Genomic DNA, 18999 nt, shown 5'->3' with positions numbered 1-18999 from the left:
CGCGTCATCCTCCAACAATTCAATCCCTCCCGCTGCTTATAATGAAACTTCAGTGTGCAGAAAAAGAGTCTGCAGCTCCTGGCGCAGTTCCTCCACGTTATATGCGATATAACCGGGGGCTTCCTGCTGGAGAATTTCTACCGGATTATGTCCCCAGGCGACGGCAATGCTTCTCATCTTCGCCTCACGCGCACAAATGATATCGTTTTTTCCATCGCCTACAAAAACTGAATGATCCACCGTCGTATGCAATTGGCCTATGGTACACAGCAGGCTTTCCGGGTGCGGTTTGGGATGGGTGACATCATCGGAACAAACCACGGCATCAAAATAGCCGATCAGTCCATGTTCCTCCAGTGTTTGCAGAGTCCGGGAGCGGTCCTTTCCCGTGCAAAGGCCGCAGAGCCAGCCTGTATCCTTGATGTACCGAAGCAGTTCCTCCATGCCGTCTATCATTTGGATCAGATGAATGTTTTCTCTGGCAATCCTCCGGTAATGCTCGGTCATGCCAAGCGACAGGCCCATCTTGGTAAAAATGTTCGGTATGGAATCCCCGCTGTGCCCAAGGAATTCCTCAAAAGAAGGGAGCGGACCCTCGGAAACCAGGCGAAAGCTCTCGAAAAAGGCTTTGCGCTGTACTTCCAGTGAATCAATAATTACTCCATCAAAGTCAAACACTACAGCGTTATTCATTGTTCAGCTCCCCTTTTCTGCGGTTTCCCATCAGGCTTCTTCTCAACTCTCCGCGTTGCTTGCTATGGTTCAGGTAATCATTGTGACTATGGTTGTCTTTTAAAAACGCGGCTAACGAACTTATAGTAGGATATTTGAAAAGATCAGCCATCTCAATGGTTATCTTAAGCTCCTTCTCCAGATTGTTCTGGACCTGCATGAGCAGCAGGGAATGGCCGCCGATGTCAAAAAATCCGTCATCTGCCCCTATGTGCTGTACGCCCAGCACTTCTCCCCACAGTCTGGCCAGCATGTTCTCCATCTCATTGCGGGGAGGCACATATTCATCCCGGAGGCCCTCTGACTGAATGGCATCCAGCGCCGGCAAGGCATTGCGGTCCACTTTATTCGGACCAATCATGGGGAAGGACTTCAGTTCTATCCAATAACGGGGAATCAGATACGCCGGCAATTGTTCCCGCAGCACCCGGATAATTTCCTTTTCTGCAGCCGGTTCCTTCAAAACATAATAGGCGGCAATTGCCTGCTCGCCCTCTTGATCCATGATCGCTGTGACAATGCTCTGCTGAATAAAAGGAATGTGATCAAGTGTGCTTTCGATTTCGTTCAGATCAACTCTGTAACCCCTAATCTTCAGTTGAGTATCATTTCTCCCATGATATTCCAGGCAGCCGTTTGGCAGCAGCCGGCCATAGTCTCCGCTTCGATACAGCCTCGCTCCGGTGTCTGGAGCGGAAGCACCCCCCCTCTCCGTAGCCCCGGCCTGCTTCCAATAACCCGGAGAAAGATATTCGCTGAGATAAACAAGCTGCCCGATTTCAAAAATCCCGGCCTCCCTGCCATTATCATTGACAATTCGCACGTCAATGCCATGGACTGCGTACCCGGCCGGAAGCTTTGCATGATTCACTTCACTTTCCTTATCCAGCATGTAAAAGGAAATCACCATCAATTCGGAACATCCCAGAAAGTTAACAAACAAGCAGTGTTCGGCGCAGTTCTTCTTGTACAGCTCAAAATCCGCTCTGGTAACCACTTCTCCGCCCAATAAAATCATGCGGAGCGAAGGAAGCTTGACATCTTCGGGCAAATTCTTCATTAGGAACCGGAAGACGGATGGAACGGAATGATAGATGGTAATCCCTTCGGAGTTCAACCAGCTGCTGAATCTCTGTATACTCGCGTCCAGTTTTAGATCACATAAATGCAGCGTTGCCCCGTTCAACAAGCTTGCCCATATATCCAGAATGCCGATGGCATGGCTGTAGGTGGTTAACAGGGCTATCCGGTCTTGATGATTGACCGCTAAGGAATGCGTAAACTGGGCAATGTAATAGGTGATGTTTCTGTACGATTGGACTACCCCCTTCGGTAATCCCGAGGAGCCTGACGTATACAGGATAAAGGCGGTTTGATCACCTTCCGGGTAAATGGAGGGATTCTCCGCAGAGATACCGCTCAAGCCCTCTGCTGTATTGACAATCGTTACTTTTGTATTGGCTCTTTCCGCCAGTTCACGGGCAGCGGACTCATTCTCAGAATCAGTGAGGATGAGAGTTGCCTGCGCATCATTGAGCATATGGGTCAGACGTTGCACCGGAGCGCTGCGGTCGAGCGGCACAAAAGGAATCCCCGCTTTTATAGCCCCAGCCAGCGCCGCAACCATTTCAATCGTATTCCCGAACAATAAGGCTACCGGCTGTTCTACACTCTCCTGTCCTTTCAGCTCCCATATCCGACGGGCGATCCGGTTGGCTTGTTCGTTAAGCTGCCGGTAATTCAATGATTCTTCACGGTATTTGACAGCAGGATGGTCCGGATATGCAGCGGCCTGCTTTTCGAACCGTTGTACCAGATGGTCTGACGGATCGTTGTATTGGAAGGCTTGGAACCGGACGGGTGGTGAAACACTGCCTCCTGCCCGCGGGATGTCTTTCTGCCGGAATACCGGCAACTCCCCTATTGTCATACCGGCCTGCTCTGGAATGGCTTCGATCAATCTGCGATATTCCTCAAAGATGTATTGAACGGTTTCCCGCTTGAACAGATCCGTCCGGTAGAAGCACTCCAAAAAAATTCCGGAAGGAACTTCATATAAATGAATATTCAGATCCGCTTTCGTCGTTTTCGATATCATTGGATACGGCGACAACTTCATGTCCCGCAGATAGCTTACTTCCGTCTCCGTCTGATTCTTCATGCTCTGATAATTAAAAATCGTGTCATAGAGAAAGGTCCGGCCCGGGTCCCGTTTATAGTTAAGCTGGTCCATAATCATTTCAATCTGAAAATCCTGATTTTCCAAAGCTTCCAGCAGGCTTGCCCTTACTTCCTGTAAAAAGGCGAGGAAGGGCTTATCTCTCTCCGGCTGATTCCGCAGCACCAGCGAATTGACAAACATGCCTACCATTTCTTGTACATCTTCGTGATTGCGCCCGGCCTGTGGAATGCCTATCAAAATATCAGATTCTCCACTGAGCCGTGCGAGCAATGCATAATACGCAGCCAGCATGGTCATAAACCAGGTAACCTGCTGCTCTTGGGAAAACTTTTTGATGCGTTCACTTGACGGGCGGCCAAGCTCCAACGTGATCCGGTCGCCTTGAAAGCTCAGTGAAACCGGACGCGGATAGTCTGCCGGCAGAGTCAAGACGGGCAGCGGCCCCGCCAGCTTCTCCAGCCAGTAGGCCTTTTTCGCTTGATAGGCTTGGGAAGTAATGAATTCTTGCTCCCACCCGGCATAATCCTTATACTGAATGGCTAATGGCGGCAGGATCTTCCCCATGTACAGATCAGCAAAATCCTTGACCAGCAGATTCATCGACGTGCCGTCTGAAATAATATGATGCATATCGACGACCAGGAGATGACGCTGCTCCCCGGCTTGGAGCAAGCCGACGCGGATAAGCGGTGCCTGGGCAAGGTCAAACGGCTGAATAAACCTGTCTACGGCTTGTTCAAGCCCCCCCTCATTCACCGCCGTCACGATCAGCTTAAAGTCAACATGAGGGTGGATGATTTGAACGATCTCGCCATCTTCAACCCGAAAGGAAGTCCGCAAACTTTCATGGCGCCCGATGATGGCGGCGAAGATCTCCTCGATCTTTCCGGCACTCAAATTCCCTTCCAGCAAGACGGAAGTGGATTCATTGTATCCCACCGTATCTGGCATAAGTCCCTGCAAGAAAAAGATCCGTTTTTGCGCCAATGAGGTGGGATAGTGGCTTTTGGGGTTCACTGGAGCAATCTGCCGTTCATTAGCACGGCTGGCATTCAGAATGAATAGGGCAACACTCTTAATCGTTTTGTTCAGAAAAAAGTCTGTCAGGGTCAGGCTGCAGTCAAATTGCTTTCTAATACTGGCGATTACATGAATGGCTTTGAGCGAATCTCCGCCCAATTCAAAAAAGTCATCCTCGATACCGACCGGCTGAAACCCAAGATGATTTTCATAGATCACACACAATTTCTTCTCGATATCCGTTTGGGCAGGAACATAATCCACCGGCAACTCGGGCCGTTTCCCCTGCGGCTTTCGGGTCACCGGCTCTTGTCCGTGCTTGTGCAGCTGATCGGTACTCTTATCCCCGCGGAGCCGTGTTTCCAGTGGTGCCGCGGAGACGATGATCGTGGCAGCTTCCGCCGCAAGTGCCCTGCCGAATATTTCCTGCCCTTCCTCCGGCAGGATGCCTGTTGAGGCGGCTGCATTCCCGGCCGGGAACGGGTCCAGCAAATGATCTATATCGATGGCAGCCTGTTGCGGCTTCCCGTGATTGGTACTGATCCGGTTGGCCAGCACATCGGATACGGCTACCATGGTGTAATTCCTGATATCCATAAGAACGTTGCCTTGTTCATCCATGATCTGAATATCAAAGCTGGCCAGCTCCTCTTGAGCCAAGGAGCTGCCAAGATACTTGCTGTAGCTGTACACCCGGCTCGTCAACTCCCCATAGACCGCGAGAGATTCATAGGACAAAGGAATATACAGACTTGTTTGGTTAATGAAGCCAAGTAAAAAGCTTGTTGCAGAATCCAGCAATCCGGGATGGAGATGATAGTCTTTCAGATCACTTTGATATTCCTCCGGAAGCTCGATGATGGCCAGGCCTTCATTGCTTCCGGCCATGACTTGGCGGATATTCCGCCATCTTTTTCCAAAGATCAGATGGCCCGCATGCTTGTGATTATCAGCTTCTGTATACATGACGTTCTGCCGGATGCAGCGGTTCTTCAACTGTTCAAGATCCACGGTGTTGCCCTGCGGCTCTACGGAACCCATCCTCCCCGTAACATGCGGCACCCATGAAAGTTTTTGCGGAAGACGGCCATACACTGTAAACTCATTGTTCCTGGTGAGTATAAGCACGATTTCCTTCTCTTCTTCTGCGTAAACCAAGATGGGCGTGTGGAACTGCACATTGTGGAGAAGGAATGGCTTCTTCTGCCTGCTGCTTTCTACAGCTTCCCGAACCATTTCCAGTACAGCAGTTCCTGATAATACGCCATATTCCTCCGTGCGATGATCCTGCAGTACCCAATGCTTACGCAGGCTCAGCTTCGAATGAAAGATCTCCTTATCATTTACTCGAAGGCAGGAGTCGAATAACGGATGGCCAAGTTCCTTTCGGGGAGCTGGAGCCATCCCTGCATTAACCGCCATCCCGACATTTTTCCACACATCCCATTTGATGCTGGTTATCCGGTGCTTTCCAAGGCGGTTCCAATATTCTGCGTATGCATCAACAAATGCATTGGCCGCGTTATAATCGGACTGCCCGATAATGGGAAACAGTGTACTGATCGAAGAGCACACCACAAAGAAATCCAAAGGATGATCCTGAAGGATTTGATTCAAATGAATGCATCCCAGCGCTTTGGTCAAGATGACCGGGTCCGCTGTCTCTTTGCTCTGCTGCTGAATAAAACCGCCTCCAGGAAGCCCTGCAGCATGGATGACGCCTTGGATCTGCCCCATTTTCTGCTCGACTTGCTGAATGGTGTGTGCAAGATGGTTGAAGTCAGAGACATCTGACTGATATACGTATACCTCTGCTCCCCTTTGTTCCATGGCTTGGATTCTTCTGATTTTTCCCGAGATAAGATCATTTCCGGCATGTTCGCGAAGCCAGCTTGCCCACTGGCTTTTCGCCGGAAACGCTGAACGGACCATGAGGACGAGGCGGGCATGGCAGTGGCGGGACAGATATTCGGCCAGTTCCATTCCGATGCCGCCGCTTCCCCCTGTAATCAAATATACCCCTCGATCAGAAAGCACAGGCAGGGTGTCCGGGCCCGGGGCAAGGGGTTCATACATGGGAATCCATTTGGAGTTTCCCCGTATAGCAACAATCTCGTCTTGGCTGCTCTCCGCTTCCCGGAAAAGAATATCGGCGACTGTGGGCAGGCGGAGCTGTTCTTGATCCGCAATCTCGATGAGCTGGCACTGCAGGTTCGGAAACTCTAGGGGAATTCCGCGAACCAATCCCAGAAGGGTCGCATTCCATGGGTTTAGTTCTTCATTGCCCAGCACATCAAAGAGATGATTCGTGACCACGCCCAGTTGAAGCCTCCCGTTTGCATTGCACTCATCTATAGCCTGAACGAGAGGCAATAACCCATAATAAGTTTCCTGCAGCAAAAGATCTCCTTGTCTGTGATCCCATGCATCCATGCCATGCCCGCTTAGCGCAAAATAGAGGATATTCTTGGGCAACGCCTTGGTTTGCTTTTGATACGCCTGAAACATTTCGCAGTAGGCGCTTTTGCTGCTATTCTCCAGTTGGATTGTGGTGCCGCCAACCGAAACGGGCTTACAAGCTTTTGCCACAAATACCGGATGGTCAAAGTAACGGTTGCACATTTCAATTGTGCGCTCTTCCAATGCGACATCGTGAACAATTAACGCTGAGGGCTTGCTCCCCTTCCTGCTTCTCACGCCGGAAAGCGCTGCTTTCTTCCAGGTAGGAGTATAGCAGCAATCTGCTGCAGACTTCTGATGCCCTGTCTGTCCTTTTACCTGCTGAAGCAAGGATGCTCCCAGTAGTACCGGGTCTTCATCAAGGAAATAGCGGTTTCGCTCAAACGGATAGCCGGGCAGCGGAATACGTCCCTTATGCCCTGCCTGCTCAAGCGCATCCCAGCGAATGCCCAGCCCTGCGCTCCATAGTCTCCCTATCCACTCCAGAAAGCCCCGGTTTCCACTATCACTGTCCACACTTGAAATGAATGAAATCAGCTTTGTGTGGGGTTCATCCATTGCTGTCATTAGCTCGTTTACTTCCGTTCCTATATATGCAACAAGGGTCTTGGGGGTGTTCACGAGGTTCACAATCCCTGGCGTTAAAGAAAAAGAAGCGTTCCAGGCATTACTCCAGAACTCCGCTTCTTTCAATTGTCCCCACAACATTTTGCCGCCACTTGCAGCCGAATACATCGGGACACGGGGGTTATAGATTGGATGATCTGTGATGGCTGTGCGCTCTCTGTCCATGAATGCAGTAAATGAGTGTTGAAGTGCTACAGCTTCTGCCACAGCAGCAGCTACAAGGCTGCCCCGCTTGATGCCAAGCAGCCCCAAAGGTTTTTTGTTAACTTGAAGCATGATGCTTACCACAGCATAGCCGAAGAGAAAATGAATAGCCTCACGCTGCAGCTGATTCTTTTCACCCCGGAGGAACAGTGTACGGAAGTCTATTCCGCTGTAAGATCCCAGTTTACCCATGGCCGTGTCTGCCGCCTGACGAAATGCCAGATGGCTCTCATATAAGGAGATTGCCTGTTGAACGGCTTGGACATCACCATCCATATCCGGCAGGACGTAAAGAACAGCAGATTGGCTTTTGTCCACTGACCGGATGGCAAATGTCTTTTCCTCAATCTTGCTTGCCAGTTCCTGATGACTGTCCGCAACAATAAAGGCACGGTTTGGCCGGGCCCCTCTCCCGGCTTGCAGCGTATAGGCAGCATCGGACAGACTCAGATGGGGACTACTTCTCAAGTGCTCCTTGAAGCGCCTGATTTGTTCCTGCACGGCAGTTGGAGTCTTGGCAGAGAATACAAACAACCGGGGAGCCTTCTCCTCAGATTTTTGTTCCAATGACGGAGGTTCTTCAAGAATGATATGGGCATTGGTCCCGCCGATGCCAAAAGAACTTACGGCGGCCCGGAGCGCAGTGCCTTGGGTTGTCCAATCGGCCAGCGCATTATTCACATAAAAGGGGGTATCCTCAAATTCAATTTTGGGATTCGGGTTGTTGAAGTTAATCGTGGGAGGAATCTGCCGGTGCTCAATCGACAGAACCGTTTTGATCAAGCCTGCAATTCCGGCTGCTTCGTTCAGATGGCCGATATTCGACTTTACAGAGCCGATTGCGCAATACGCTTTGTGGTTCGTACTATACGCCCGTTTCAGCGCTTCGATCTCGATGGAATCCCCAATCTTCGTACCCGTACCGTGGGCTTCCACCATAGTAATCGATTCCGCCTCCACCTCGGCCATTTGGAGTGCCGCTTCGATCACTTCTCTTTGTCCGTTAATGCTGGGTGCGGAGAACCCCGCTTTTTGGTTGCCGTCGTTATTGACGGCCGACCCTTTAATCACGGCGTAAATATGATCGCGGTCCTGAATGGCATCCTGCAAGGTTTTCAGGACGACGACCCCAGCTCCATCGCTGATCACCGTTCCCTGTGAAGCGGAATCAAACGTGCGGCAATGGCCATCCGCTGAATAGATCAGATCATCGACGTAGTAATACCCCTTCTTAGAAGGGAGAGAAAGGTGCACACCGCCCGCCAACGCGATGTTGCATTCACCGTTCAGCAAGGCCTGGCTCGCAAGATGGACAGCAACCAGCGAAGTGGAGCATGCTGACAGAACGGTAACGCTTGGCCCCCTCAGCCTTAATTTATAGGAGATCGACGTACATAAATATTCACGGAAGCTCATGTTAAACGTAGGGTGCTCGCCGGCCAGAAGCTGCCGGAGCTGCCAGTTGGCATTTTCGGTGCTGCCCGCGTACAGCCCGATTTGCCCCTTGTATGTATCGGGATTATACCCGGCGTTGTCTAATGCGTTCATCACACATTCATGAAAAACTCTGACTTGAGGGTCCAGTACCGTCGCTTCATGCGGCGTATAATCAAAAAAGGACGCATCAAAATATTCAATGTCTTCCAGAATGCCTCTTGCCTTCACATAATTCGGGTCATTGCACAGAGCTGAATCGATGCCGGATTGAATCATTTCCTCATCGGAAAAAAACTGAATCCCTTCGACTCCATACTTGAGGTTATTCCAAAATTGCCCGGCGTCAGCGGCTTGCGGGAATTTACAATCCAGGCCGATGACGGCAATTTCCAAACCAGTATACTTTTGATCACTGTTATGATGACTCATAGTAATCCCCAGTCCCTTTCCTATTCTTCGCTGAAAACAATCATGTCTGTGCAGAAGAATAACTCTGCGGAAGAGGTGCTCCCAAACCCTCAGAGCTAACCCGTATCCTTCAGTTAGCCCTGCCAGCAGCACAAACATAAATAACCCTTCACCATATACAGGTGAGGGTTATTTATGCTGGCACATCCTATGCAATTAGTGTTCTGTTAATGAGGTCGATGACCTTCTTCTCTTCCTCGTTGATGAAGAAGTGCCCTCCCTGAAATGTAACGATCGAGCAAGATTGGGTCGTGTACTCTTTCCACTGCCGGATCTCCCCCATGCTTGTGATCTCATCCTCATCGCCGACAAGAACAGTAATATCCATATCCCATTTCACTTGGGGAGCTTCCGTAATGTAGCTCTCTACATTCTTGTAGTCAGACCTTAGGACTGGTGTGAAAATTTGCATCAGTTCTTTGTTCTCCGAAACTTGCTTCGGAGTCCCGCCAAGCCTGATGACTTCTTGCCAGAATTCATCATCCGGCAAATGATGAATCTTCTTCTTATCATGAATATGGGGCGGGTACATGCCGGACAGAAAAAGATGCCGCGGTTTCTCCCAGCCGTTGGCCTGGATTTGTTTCATCAGTTCACATATATACAACGTCCCCATGCTGTGTCCAAATAATGAATAGCCCTTGTCGCCTATTTGATCCATAATAGCAGTCGAGATATCTTTCACCCCGTCATGCAACGAAGGATAGAATGGTTCAACAAACCTTCTTCCCCTACCGGCCAGCTCAACGGGTATCAGCTCAATTCTTGAGTCCAGCTCCCGTTTCCACTTTGTAAATACAGTAGCGGACCCGCCTGCGTACGGCAAACAAAACAACTTCATTCCATCTAAAGAACCGTTGCTGGTACCCACTGCGTATTTCTCCTTTTCGGGCGTCCCATCGCACCCTTTAGAACGTCTTCAGAGGCATGGCTCCGCCACTTCGTGTATCTTGCTTCATACACTACTACTCTATCATTTATGGCCCCTGCGTCATTCTAAAGTGCCTAAGCTTCAATAGAACAGTCTGGTTATTTTTGTGAGAATAAAGCAAAAACCTCCCCTATAACTCTGCTGTTGTCAGGGCAGGTTTTACCACTATGAGCATCTTTATCTATCCAAAAAATTGTCGACTTGGAACCCTTAACCAACATATTAGCGTACGCCTATACCCTTGTCAAGAAATTGCAGGACAATTCACACAGCGTTTACGAAAGCTGAAAAAGCAGCATAAAGCGGCCGGGGACTTCCAGGCATATTGGTGAATCAACCGGGCGGATATACAGGTTAGGACGCTTTATTCACTTCCCTTTCAATATAAGCAACCAGGTCTTGCAGTGAATGAAATAATTCAATGTTCAGCATGTCGTCCTCAAATTGCATATGAAACGCATTTTCGATCTCAACCACTAACCGGATAAACCCAAGTGAGTTAATCCCTGCATCCTGCAAGCTGATTTGATCCCCGGAAAAATCAATTCCGTTAGTCTGTACAGCTGTGTCGCCAGTTGCCACAGCTTGCATCTGTTTAAGATAAATCTGCACCAATTGGGCTTCAATCTCATTTTTGGTTATCACGCTTAGAATCACTCCCATTTTGGATTTTACCTATGGCCTTTGAGCGGGATGGATCATGACAGTGGCTTAGAAGGAGTAGGCTTTGTTTTGATATAGTTGATCCAATAGCTTTTCCATGAACAGCTTTTCCTTGGCCGCTATTTCTTCCAGATACCTCATGATCCTGGCAAGTGATTCCGGAGTATTGTGCAAATAATATCTCAGCATCAAATTTCGGGCGTTTAATGCCAGCCGTTCCAATTCAATAGAAGAAGCAAGTGTATCATCAGAAGAAATAAGCTGCTTTGAAAGCCCTTGCATGTATCTGATGCGCGCTGACATCAAGCTCTTATGTTCCCACAAGCTATGAATATGCCTGACGTCGAAGCCGGTTTGCCCATTCTGCAATTGCTCAAAATATTGCAGCAGAGATTCATAGGTTTTCAACCCATAATCACAATGATTCCACGGGGAGGCAACCATCCGGAATCTCGTAGATGTATTCCTGGAGAGCAGGTAATCTTCCAGAGTTTCCTGAACCAGGGTCAGATCAAAATCATATTGTCCCGATTCCATCCATTTATAAAGAAAGATCCGATCACACACCGCCTGATGATCAATATTGTCAATGTTGTCATACGCCTGTTCAAAGTCGGTAAACCGTACGCTGGTGGAAGCAAATGTATGCTTATCTGTAAAGCCCATAAGCTGAAAGGTCTGTTCCTGCATGTCATATCCGTGGACCAATACATCATGGGAAAGATGCCCTTTGCGGTAAACTTCCCGTTCCGGGATGAAAAACTCGTCTACGTTCAGATTACAATACATGCCGTCATCGAGACAGTCCCGGATAAAATCAACAATATTCCGCTTAATGATGCCCATTGTGCCTCTTTGCAGGCGTTCGACATGCAGCCATGGATTTAAAGTATGGTCATGGATGTAAAAAGTAAACGGGATGGGCGGATCAGGTCTTTTGTCATAACAAACTTGTATGAAGTTGCTGTAGAACCAAGGCAGGCTTTTGTCGTGTGCAAGCACGATACAAAGCGGAAAAGCAAAAAACTGGTATCCCCAAATAGGCGGCTGCACCACCGGTAAGAGCACTTTCTTCATTCCGTACTTCCCCTTTCGGTTTCGATTGAGAACGGTAAGCTTGGGGTTATTCCAGAAACGGGCCAATCATCGAACCGGCATTTTTTTTCACTTCTTCAGGGGTCCCGGCGGCCACAACTTCCCCTCCCTTGTGTCCGGCGCCCGGTCCTAGCTCGATGAGATAATCACAATAGGAAAGGACATACGGGTCGTGTTCGATGAGTATAACGGAATGCTTGCCGGCTACCAGTTTGCTTAAGATCATCAGCAATTTTTCGGCATCGTAGTAGCTGAGTCCGACAGTAGGTTCATCCAGGATATACAGATAGTTGACCTTTCCGCTTTTCCCCAGCTCTCTGGCAAGCTTTAACCGCTGCACTTCTCCTCCGCTCAGTGTGGTGAGGCTTTGGCCCAAGTGAATGTAACCCATGCCCATCTCTTCAATCGCAGTAAGCAGGTTGCTGATTTTGGGATGATCCTGAAAGAAGGCCTGGGCTTCCGCAACAGACATCCCAAGGATGTCAGCAATACTGCGCTGCTTATACTTCACCCGCAGCACTTCATCCTTAAATCGTTTGCCTTGGCAGGACGGGCATTCCTCACTGAACACAAGCTGGCTCAGCCATCTCTTGATATGCCCGTAGCCATTGCACATTGGACATGAGCCCATGGAGTTAAAGGAAAAATGTCCTTTCGTAAACTGCTGCGCCGCCGCCTCTTCCTGTGTGGAGAAAATATGGCGGATCGGCTCCCAGACTCCCAGAAATGTAGCCACAATCGAATTTTCATGCCTCCGGGCCAACTGCTGGGTGACGACGACAAAACCGTCTATATTCCCGGCACCTTCCAGCTCCGCCTCTGCTCTGGCCGTCACGGTATCCGCCTCGGTTTCCGTTTCGTCTGAACGCTTGTTTCCCGGTGCCCGCGCCTTCAATGCCGCCTGCAGCTTAGGGATCAAGGTATCGATCATCAGAGAGCTTTTTCCGCTGCCGGATAAACCGCAAATTCCGACGATAGACTGCAGCGGGATATCCACGTTAATATTCTTGAGGTTGTTGGTTTGGGCATTCCTGATGGAAAGCCTGGGCGTGGAGGCGTCCACTATCCCCGCATATTCTTTGGGCGGCATCGGTTTATGAAGCAGATACTTGGCCGTTATCGATTCAGCGGAATCCAGGAAGTTGGCATAGTCCCCTTGATAGACGATAGTCCCGCCCTCTTGACCCGCTTTGGGACCAAAATCAATAATATACTCCGCCTGCCGGATCACACTTTCATCATGCTCTACGACAATCACAGTATTTCCTTGCTGCTTCAAGCTTTGAAAGCTCTCGATAATCTTGGCCTTCTCCACTTCATGCAAGCCGGCCGTCGGTTCATCAAAGATATAAATAATCGAATCCACTTTGGCCGAGAGATGGGACATGATATGCAGTCTCTGAATTTCCCCGCCGCTAAGAGACGGAATTTCCCGGTACAGATTGAGATAAGATAATCCAACGGTCTCCATACAGGCCAGCTTGCTGAGGATCTCCTTGATTAAATGCACCACAAAAGCAGTATGCGGCCTTACGGCCAGATAATGCTGAAAAAACGCTGTAAGCCCAAGCACATCCATCCGGCAAAGCTGGCCAATATGGTTATTCTCCAACGTGATGGCGAGTGCCCTGTCCCCGATCCGGTACCCGTGGCATCTTGTACATGGCCGGGTGATGTGGAGATCGGGGAGCTGCTGCAGATTCACTTTTTTCAGCTTCTCTTCGATCACCACATTCACTCCATAAAAGATAAGGTTCCCTTTGCTCTGCGTCCGTTTGGGCCGATAATGCAAAAAAACGTCTCTGGCCTCACCGGATAATTGTGAAAACGGCGTCTCCGGCGCGAGGTTATAACAGCTGATAAAGTTATCAAACCTCTTGGTGACATATTCCTTTTCTTCTTTTTTGTGCTGCGGGAACTCATAGGCGAATTGGTGCCATGTTTCTATTGATTCACTGTCTGGCGGCAGAATTTTCGCGATGTTCACCTCTGTAATCGTTCCTCTGCCACTGCAGGCCGGACAGGAACCGTGGGGCGAGTTGAACATAAACATTCCAGGGACATATTCCCGCAACGATGTCTCTGTCTGTCCGCTCCCCTTCTCTACCCCTTCGTTCACGTAGATCAGCGCCATCAAGTTCAAGAGCCGGGTGGCCGTCCCTACAACCGACCTTGGATTCAGATTGCTTACGGTTCTCTGCTGTACGGCAATCGTCGGACTAAGTCCCTGAATCATATCAAACGAGTCGTAGTGCAGGACGTCGTGAGAAATGCCTAAGGCCTCCAGATAAAGCCGCTGCCCTTCATGATGGAGCGTATCAAAGATAAAACTGGATTTCCCCGATCCGCTGATGCCTGTTACGACAATGAGCTGCTGTTTTGGAATCTTCGTTGTGATGTTTTTGAGATTATGCAATTTGGCATTATAGACTTCAATATGTTTCATTTCACATGTCCCTTCTGCTAGTTCGGAGCAAGCGCTGTGTCCAAATACTGTTTCATCCCCTGCAGACCAAGATCATAGGAATAACCTTTCAGGCCCACGACCAGTCCGGCGGCATTCTCAAAAAAGATGGATTGTGCGTGCCAGCCTCCCCTGTCAAAAATATTGGACATATGCACTTCGATATAAGGGATGCCGACCGAAGACATCGCATCCAGGATGGAATACCCGGTTTTGGATAGTCCCGCCGGATTTAGTACAATCCCATCCAGTGAAGATAGATGCTCTTGAATAAAATCAACGATCTCCCCCTCATGGTTCGATTGAAAACAAAGCAGCTCGATTTGCCATTCTTCAGCCAGTTTCCGCAGCCTCTCCTCAATTTGCTTCCATGTGACTTTTCCATAAAACCCGGTTTCCCGTACACCGGTTAAATTCATATTCGGACCGTTCACGACGGCAATCTTCATAACGCGGCTCCTTCTTCCTTGTGATGGACTAACTCTCCGAGTGTTGGCGCATGGGGAATCTTGGCTACCTGCTGCTGGATATCCAGCAGGAGTTGAGCGATATGGTCAGGATCATATACACTGCGGTTGTATTCAATCCGTAGCGTAAACCGCTCATCGCCCGGATTGACAAACAGACGCAGCGGAAGATGCAGTTGTCCGATACTCTCGGCTTGAAGCAAATTCTGCCCGCTTCCGTTTGGAATTTGGTTCATGTGAAACGGAAAATTGGTGTAGACCAAGCTCCGTGTGTTGGTCACCCGCTGTAAATAATCGACAGGAAGCCCGGACCACTGGCTTATCTGCTGTAAGGTAACATGCTCGTGGCGTCTGAGCTTCAGTAATTTTTTTTGCAGCGCTTGAAACCAGTCCTGGACACGCTCCGCAGGAGTGTACGTCAAGCGGACAGGCAGGCTGTTCGTAAACAATCCCACCATGGTGTCCATATGCTCCACCTCCGGGACTCTTCCGGATGTAATCATTCCCAGCATGATGTCATTCTTCTTAAGCAGCCGGGCAAGCACCAGGCCCCACACGCCAAGAAACAGCGTATTCATCGTGATCTGCCCTTTTCGGGCATAATCTCTTGCCGTCTGCAGATCACCCGGCAGAATATCTGCACTCTGAAAGGCGCCTTCGTAGTTCAGAGGGGTGATGTCGTCCGCTAACTCCGGCTGCGTTTCCATGCTGAAACCCTTCATTTCTTCTGTCCAACACCACTTCGCTTCCTCAATATCCTTTGTTTTTTGCCACTGTATATAGGCCAGATAAGGAGTAGGCGCGGTTTCGGGCACAAGCATCCGGGATTCGCTCTGTCCATAGCTGTCCCATACTTCCCGCAGAATAATGTTCATGCTCCAGCCGTCAAACAAAGAGTTTTGGTAGGACCAGACAAATTGATAGCAGGCCTCCCGAAGCTTCATCAGGTGGAAACGCATTTGCGGAACCTCATCCACTTTAAAGCTTTTTTTTCTTTCAAGGGACAGGAACTCATCCAGTGCGCGCTGCTGTCCTTCTGGGGAGAGTCCGGTCCAATCCAGCTCGTGGATGGTGATTTCCACCTGTTTTTTGACAAACTGAACCGGATTGGAGATTCTTCTCCAGACAAAGCCTGTCCGCAGCAGGGTGTGGCGGTTGGCCACCTTGTGCCAGGCTGACCGGAAGCGGTCGTAATCCAGCTCCTCGGAAATCTGGAACGAAAGCAGATTCACCGTGCCTGAGCGGGCATTAATGATGTTGTGATTCAACACCAGAAGCTGCATAAATGACAGCGGATACACACTTTCCACTTCTTCGGCAGGCAAGACCTCCGCCAACAGGCTCTGATCGGATGCAGCCACATCAAAATAATGAATGCCCGCCCGTTGTTCCGGCATAGGCTCTTCTTCTTGCAGGGAGGCTGCCGGCTGCTCCAGGAGCTTATCCGATAATTGCTCTATCGTCGGGTATTCAAAAAGCAGCTCCGAAGAAAACACGATGCCGAAATCCTTCGCACGGGAGGCAAACTGGATCGCTGTTACAGAGTCGCCCCCACATTCGAAAAAGTCGTCCTGGCTGCTGATCGGTCTTTTTCCCAATAACTCCTCCAAGAGGCTGCACAGTCTGGGAACGATGTACTCCTTCCGCTTCTCCTGTGAATCCGGAAATGATCCGGCAGTGTCCGGGGAGAAGCTGGCAAGCAGCTCTTGAATTTCCTGCAGTTGAGACGAATCCAGCATATAGCGTGTGCCGCCAACCTGAACGAAATGGTCTCCCCTGCCCACTGCCTGCAATGGTTCTTCGTGGAGTTTATCTGCCGCAAATCCGTCCTGTTCTTGGGCAGCCGCTCTGTCAATCCAGTAAGTTTCTCTGTCAAAAGCATAGGTAGGCAGCGGAATTCTTCTGGTCTGCCTGCCGGATTGAACGTTCTTCCAGCAGACCTCAATGTTTGCCAGCCACAACCTCCCCAAGGCGTCCTGAAGAACCTTGTCAGCCGCCTCGTGGTCTGCTTCGCGTGGAAGTGAATCCAGCAATAGGGCGGTTGGATTCTTTTCTTGGATGGTTAGGTCCAGGCTATCGAGACGATGGTTTCCCGGACCGATCTTGATAAAAACCGGATTTTGGAGTGCGGCAAGCTCTGGTACGCAAGCCAGCAGATTGTTTGGCTGGTTCAAGACCTCTTTCCAATAGGTGAGAGAAACCGCCTGTTCTTCATCTAACCAGGTATGCGATACATTCGACAGAACCGGGAGGGCTGGTTGTCCCAACACAATGCCTTCCGAAACATCCCCTTGGAAAAATAATAATTTCAAGGCAGCCTCACGTGAAAAAACATTCGCCAGGCAAGCGCCGACATATTCGCCGATTCTATCCCCGGCCACCGCTTGCGGGAAAACGCCCCAGTGCTGCCAGAGCTGTGCCAGGGAATAACCCGCTATGAAAGACAGAAGCGGCCCATAGGGCTCTTGGCTGGAGGGGAATTCCGCTTGCCCTTGAATAGTATCCGCTTCAGGGGATATCCGCTTGGTGAGATCAAGCTGAAACATCCGTTCCACCATTTGAAAGCTTTCATCCATTGTTTTTCGAAAGAACGGCTCCTGCCTGTACAATTCCTGAACCATTGTTACGGGGGGAGCCTGTTCCAAAGAGAAAAAGAAAACAACGGATTTCTCCTGCTTTACCGCCCGGTGTTCCGGACAGAACACCCGGTGCCCTCCATGATTGCCGCAAAGAAGAAATCCGCGAAAGTCAAAATGCTCCCTTCCCGTCTGAAGGGTAGATGACACCCGCGACAGATCAACCTCTGGATGGGCTTGGAGGTACGCCTGCAGATTTTCAAGGTTTCGTTGCCGGGCCTGTTCCGTTTTTCCCGAGAACGGCAGCAGATGCCACTCTTGTCCGTTTGGTTCCAGGCAAAGGTCTGGGGCTTGTTCGACAATGACATGGGCATTGGTGCCTCCGATGCCAAAAGAACTGACGCCCGCCACCCTTTTCTGCTCACCCGCAGCCCATGTCACCGGACTCCGGTTCAGCCGGAACGGGCTGTCCTCTAATTCCAACTGCGGATTAGGGCTGCGGAGATGCAGGAGCGGCGGGATGAGATTCTGCTGGATGCTCAGAACCGTTTTGATTAAGCCGGCGATGCCTGAGGCGGTGTTCAAATGCCCAATGCTGGACTTAACGGATCCAATGTAACACGCCTCTTCCCGAGTCCGGCCTTTGAACACTTCCTTAAGGGCCGCAATCTCTACCTGATCACCCAATTTGGTGCCGGTGCCGTGCGCCTCGATATACCCTATATCGTTAGGCGTCACTCCGGCCACTTCCATAGCTTCCGAAATCACTTGTACCTGTCCATCTAATCCCGGAGCCGTGAACCCGATCTTGCCCGCCCCGTCATTGCCGATGGCTGAACCGCCAATCACCGCATAAATATGATCATTGTCTCTAGCGGCGTCCTCCAGCCTTTTGAGCACAACCACACCAACCCCATCGCCGAACACGGTTCCTTCTGCCTTTTCATCGAAGCAGCGGCAGTGTCCGTCAGGCGATTCGATGCCGCCCGCTTTATAGAGATATCCGCTCTTGTCTAAAAATTGAATGGAAACGCCTCCGGCCAGTGCCATATCGCACTCGCCATTCAATAAGCTTTGGCATGCTATATGCACACTCACGAGGGAAGAAGAACAAGCGGTCTGTACTGCAAAACTGGGGCCGGTCGCATTCAATTTGTAGGAAACGCGTGTGGTGAGAAAGTCCTTGTCATTGGCCGCCTCAATTTGCCGGTGATCCAAGATATGCAGCAGCTCAGGATGGCTCATAATATGGGTTACATATTTATTCGCACCTACCCCTGCAAATACGCCAACCGCTCCTTCGTATTGGGACAGGCTATGCCCGGCATCCTCTATTGCATTCCAGGCGCACTCCAGAAATAACCGCTGCTGCGGGTCCATGATTTCCGATTCTCTTGGTGTGTATTGAAAAAAAGCGGCATCAAACTCCCCGATGTCTTGTAAACGGCCGGAAGCCGGTACATACTCGGGTTTCTCGAGCAGGGCCGGACTCACCCCCGCCTGCCTCAATTCCTCCTTGGAGAAGAATTGAATCCCTTCCGCACCTTGAACCAGGTTACGCCAGAATTCTCCGATATCCCCTGCTTGCGGGAACCTTCCAGCCATTCCGATGACAGCAATCTTCGAGTTAAGACTAAGATCATTTTCCATGGTCATGTTCCTTTCACATGGGC

The 18999-nt window shown here is 50.1% G+C and carries 8 protein-coding genes; all 8 read right to left on the bottom strand.

What is annotated here, in order from left to right; translation table 11 throughout:
• Positions 1-36 precede the first annotated feature (36 nt).
• Complete coding sequence (locus tag PGRAT_RS07805; protein WP_025707138.1) at positions 37-693, bottom strand: HAD family hydrolase; 657 nt, start codon at positions 691-693, stop codon at positions 37-39.
• Entirely contained in the window at positions 686-9091 is an 8406-nt protein-coding gene (locus PGRAT_RS07800; protein WP_025707137.1) for an SDR family NAD(P)-dependent oxidoreductase, read from the bottom strand. Before PGRAT_RS07800 ends, PGRAT_RS07805 begins: the two co-directional genes overlap by 8 nt.
• Positions 9092-9278: 187 nt before the next feature.
• A complete protein-coding gene (locus tag PGRAT_RS07795) occupies positions 9279-10001 on the bottom strand; it encodes a thioesterase II family protein (protein ID WP_025707136.1) in 723 nt (240 codons plus the stop codon).
• A 414-nt stretch (positions 10002-10415) separates the two neighbouring features.
• Positions 10416-10706 carry a phosphopantetheine-binding protein gene (locus tag PGRAT_RS07790; RefSeq protein WP_025707135.1) on the bottom strand — a complete coding sequence of 97 codons (291 nt, stop codon included), beginning with the start codon at positions 10704-10706 and terminating at the stop codon, positions 10416-10418.
• A gap of 66 nt (positions 10707-10772) precedes the next feature.
• Positions 10773-11801 carry a cysteine peptidase family C39 domain-containing protein gene (locus PGRAT_RS07785; protein ID WP_025707134.1) on the bottom strand — a complete coding sequence of 343 codons (1029 nt, stop codon included), beginning with the start codon at positions 11799-11801 and terminating at the stop codon, positions 10773-10775.
• A 46-nt stretch (positions 11802-11847) separates the two neighbouring features.
• Positions 11848-14265: an excinuclease ABC subunit UvrA gene (locus PGRAT_RS07780; protein WP_025707133.1), complete on the bottom strand. Its 2418-nt coding sequence runs from the start codon at positions 14263-14265 to the stop codon at positions 11848-11850.
• A 17-nt stretch (positions 14266-14282) separates the two neighbouring features.
• Entirely contained in the window at positions 14283-14732 is a 450-nt protein-coding gene (locus PGRAT_RS07775; RefSeq protein ID WP_025707132.1) for a type II 3-dehydroquinate dehydratase, read from the bottom strand.
• Complete coding sequence (locus PGRAT_RS07770; protein WP_051424765.1) at positions 14729-18976, bottom strand: beta-ketoacyl synthase N-terminal-like domain-containing protein; 4248 nt, start codon at positions 18974-18976, stop codon at positions 14729-14731. The genes PGRAT_RS07775 and PGRAT_RS07770 overlap by 4 nt, the downstream gene beginning before the upstream one ends.
• Positions 18977-18999: the final 23 nt, after the last annotated feature.

This window comes from Paenibacillus graminis (assembly GCF_000758705.1).
Taxonomy (GTDB): Bacteria; Bacillota; Bacilli; order Paenibacillales; family Paenibacillaceae; genus Paenibacillus_AQ; species Paenibacillus_AQ graminis.
This window is presented reverse-complemented; position numbering and strand designations above follow the sequence as displayed.

Coding starts and splice junctions, on each gene's coding strand:
- PGRAT_RS07780 (WP_025707133.1), bottom strand. CDS start 14,265: ATGAAACATATTGAAGTCTATAATGCCAAATTGCATAATCTCAAAAAC.
- PGRAT_RS07805 (WP_025707138.1), bottom strand. CDS start 693: ATGAATAACGCTGTAGTGTTTGACTTTGATGGAGTAATTATTGATTCA.
- PGRAT_RS07800 (WP_025707137.1), bottom strand. CDS start 9,091: ATGAGTCATCATAACAGTGATCAAAAGTATACTGGTTTGGAAATTGCC.
- PGRAT_RS07775 (WP_025707132.1), bottom strand. CDS start 14,732: ATGAAGATTGCCGTCGTGAACGGTCCGAATATGAATTTAACCGGTGTA.
- PGRAT_RS07785 (WP_025707134.1), bottom strand. CDS start 11,801: ATGAAGAAAGTGCTCTTACCGGTGGTGCAGCCGCCTATTTGGGGATAC.
- PGRAT_RS07770 (WP_051424765.1), bottom strand. CDS start 18,976: ATGGAAAATGATCTTAGTCTTAACTCGAAGATTGCTGTCATCGGAATG.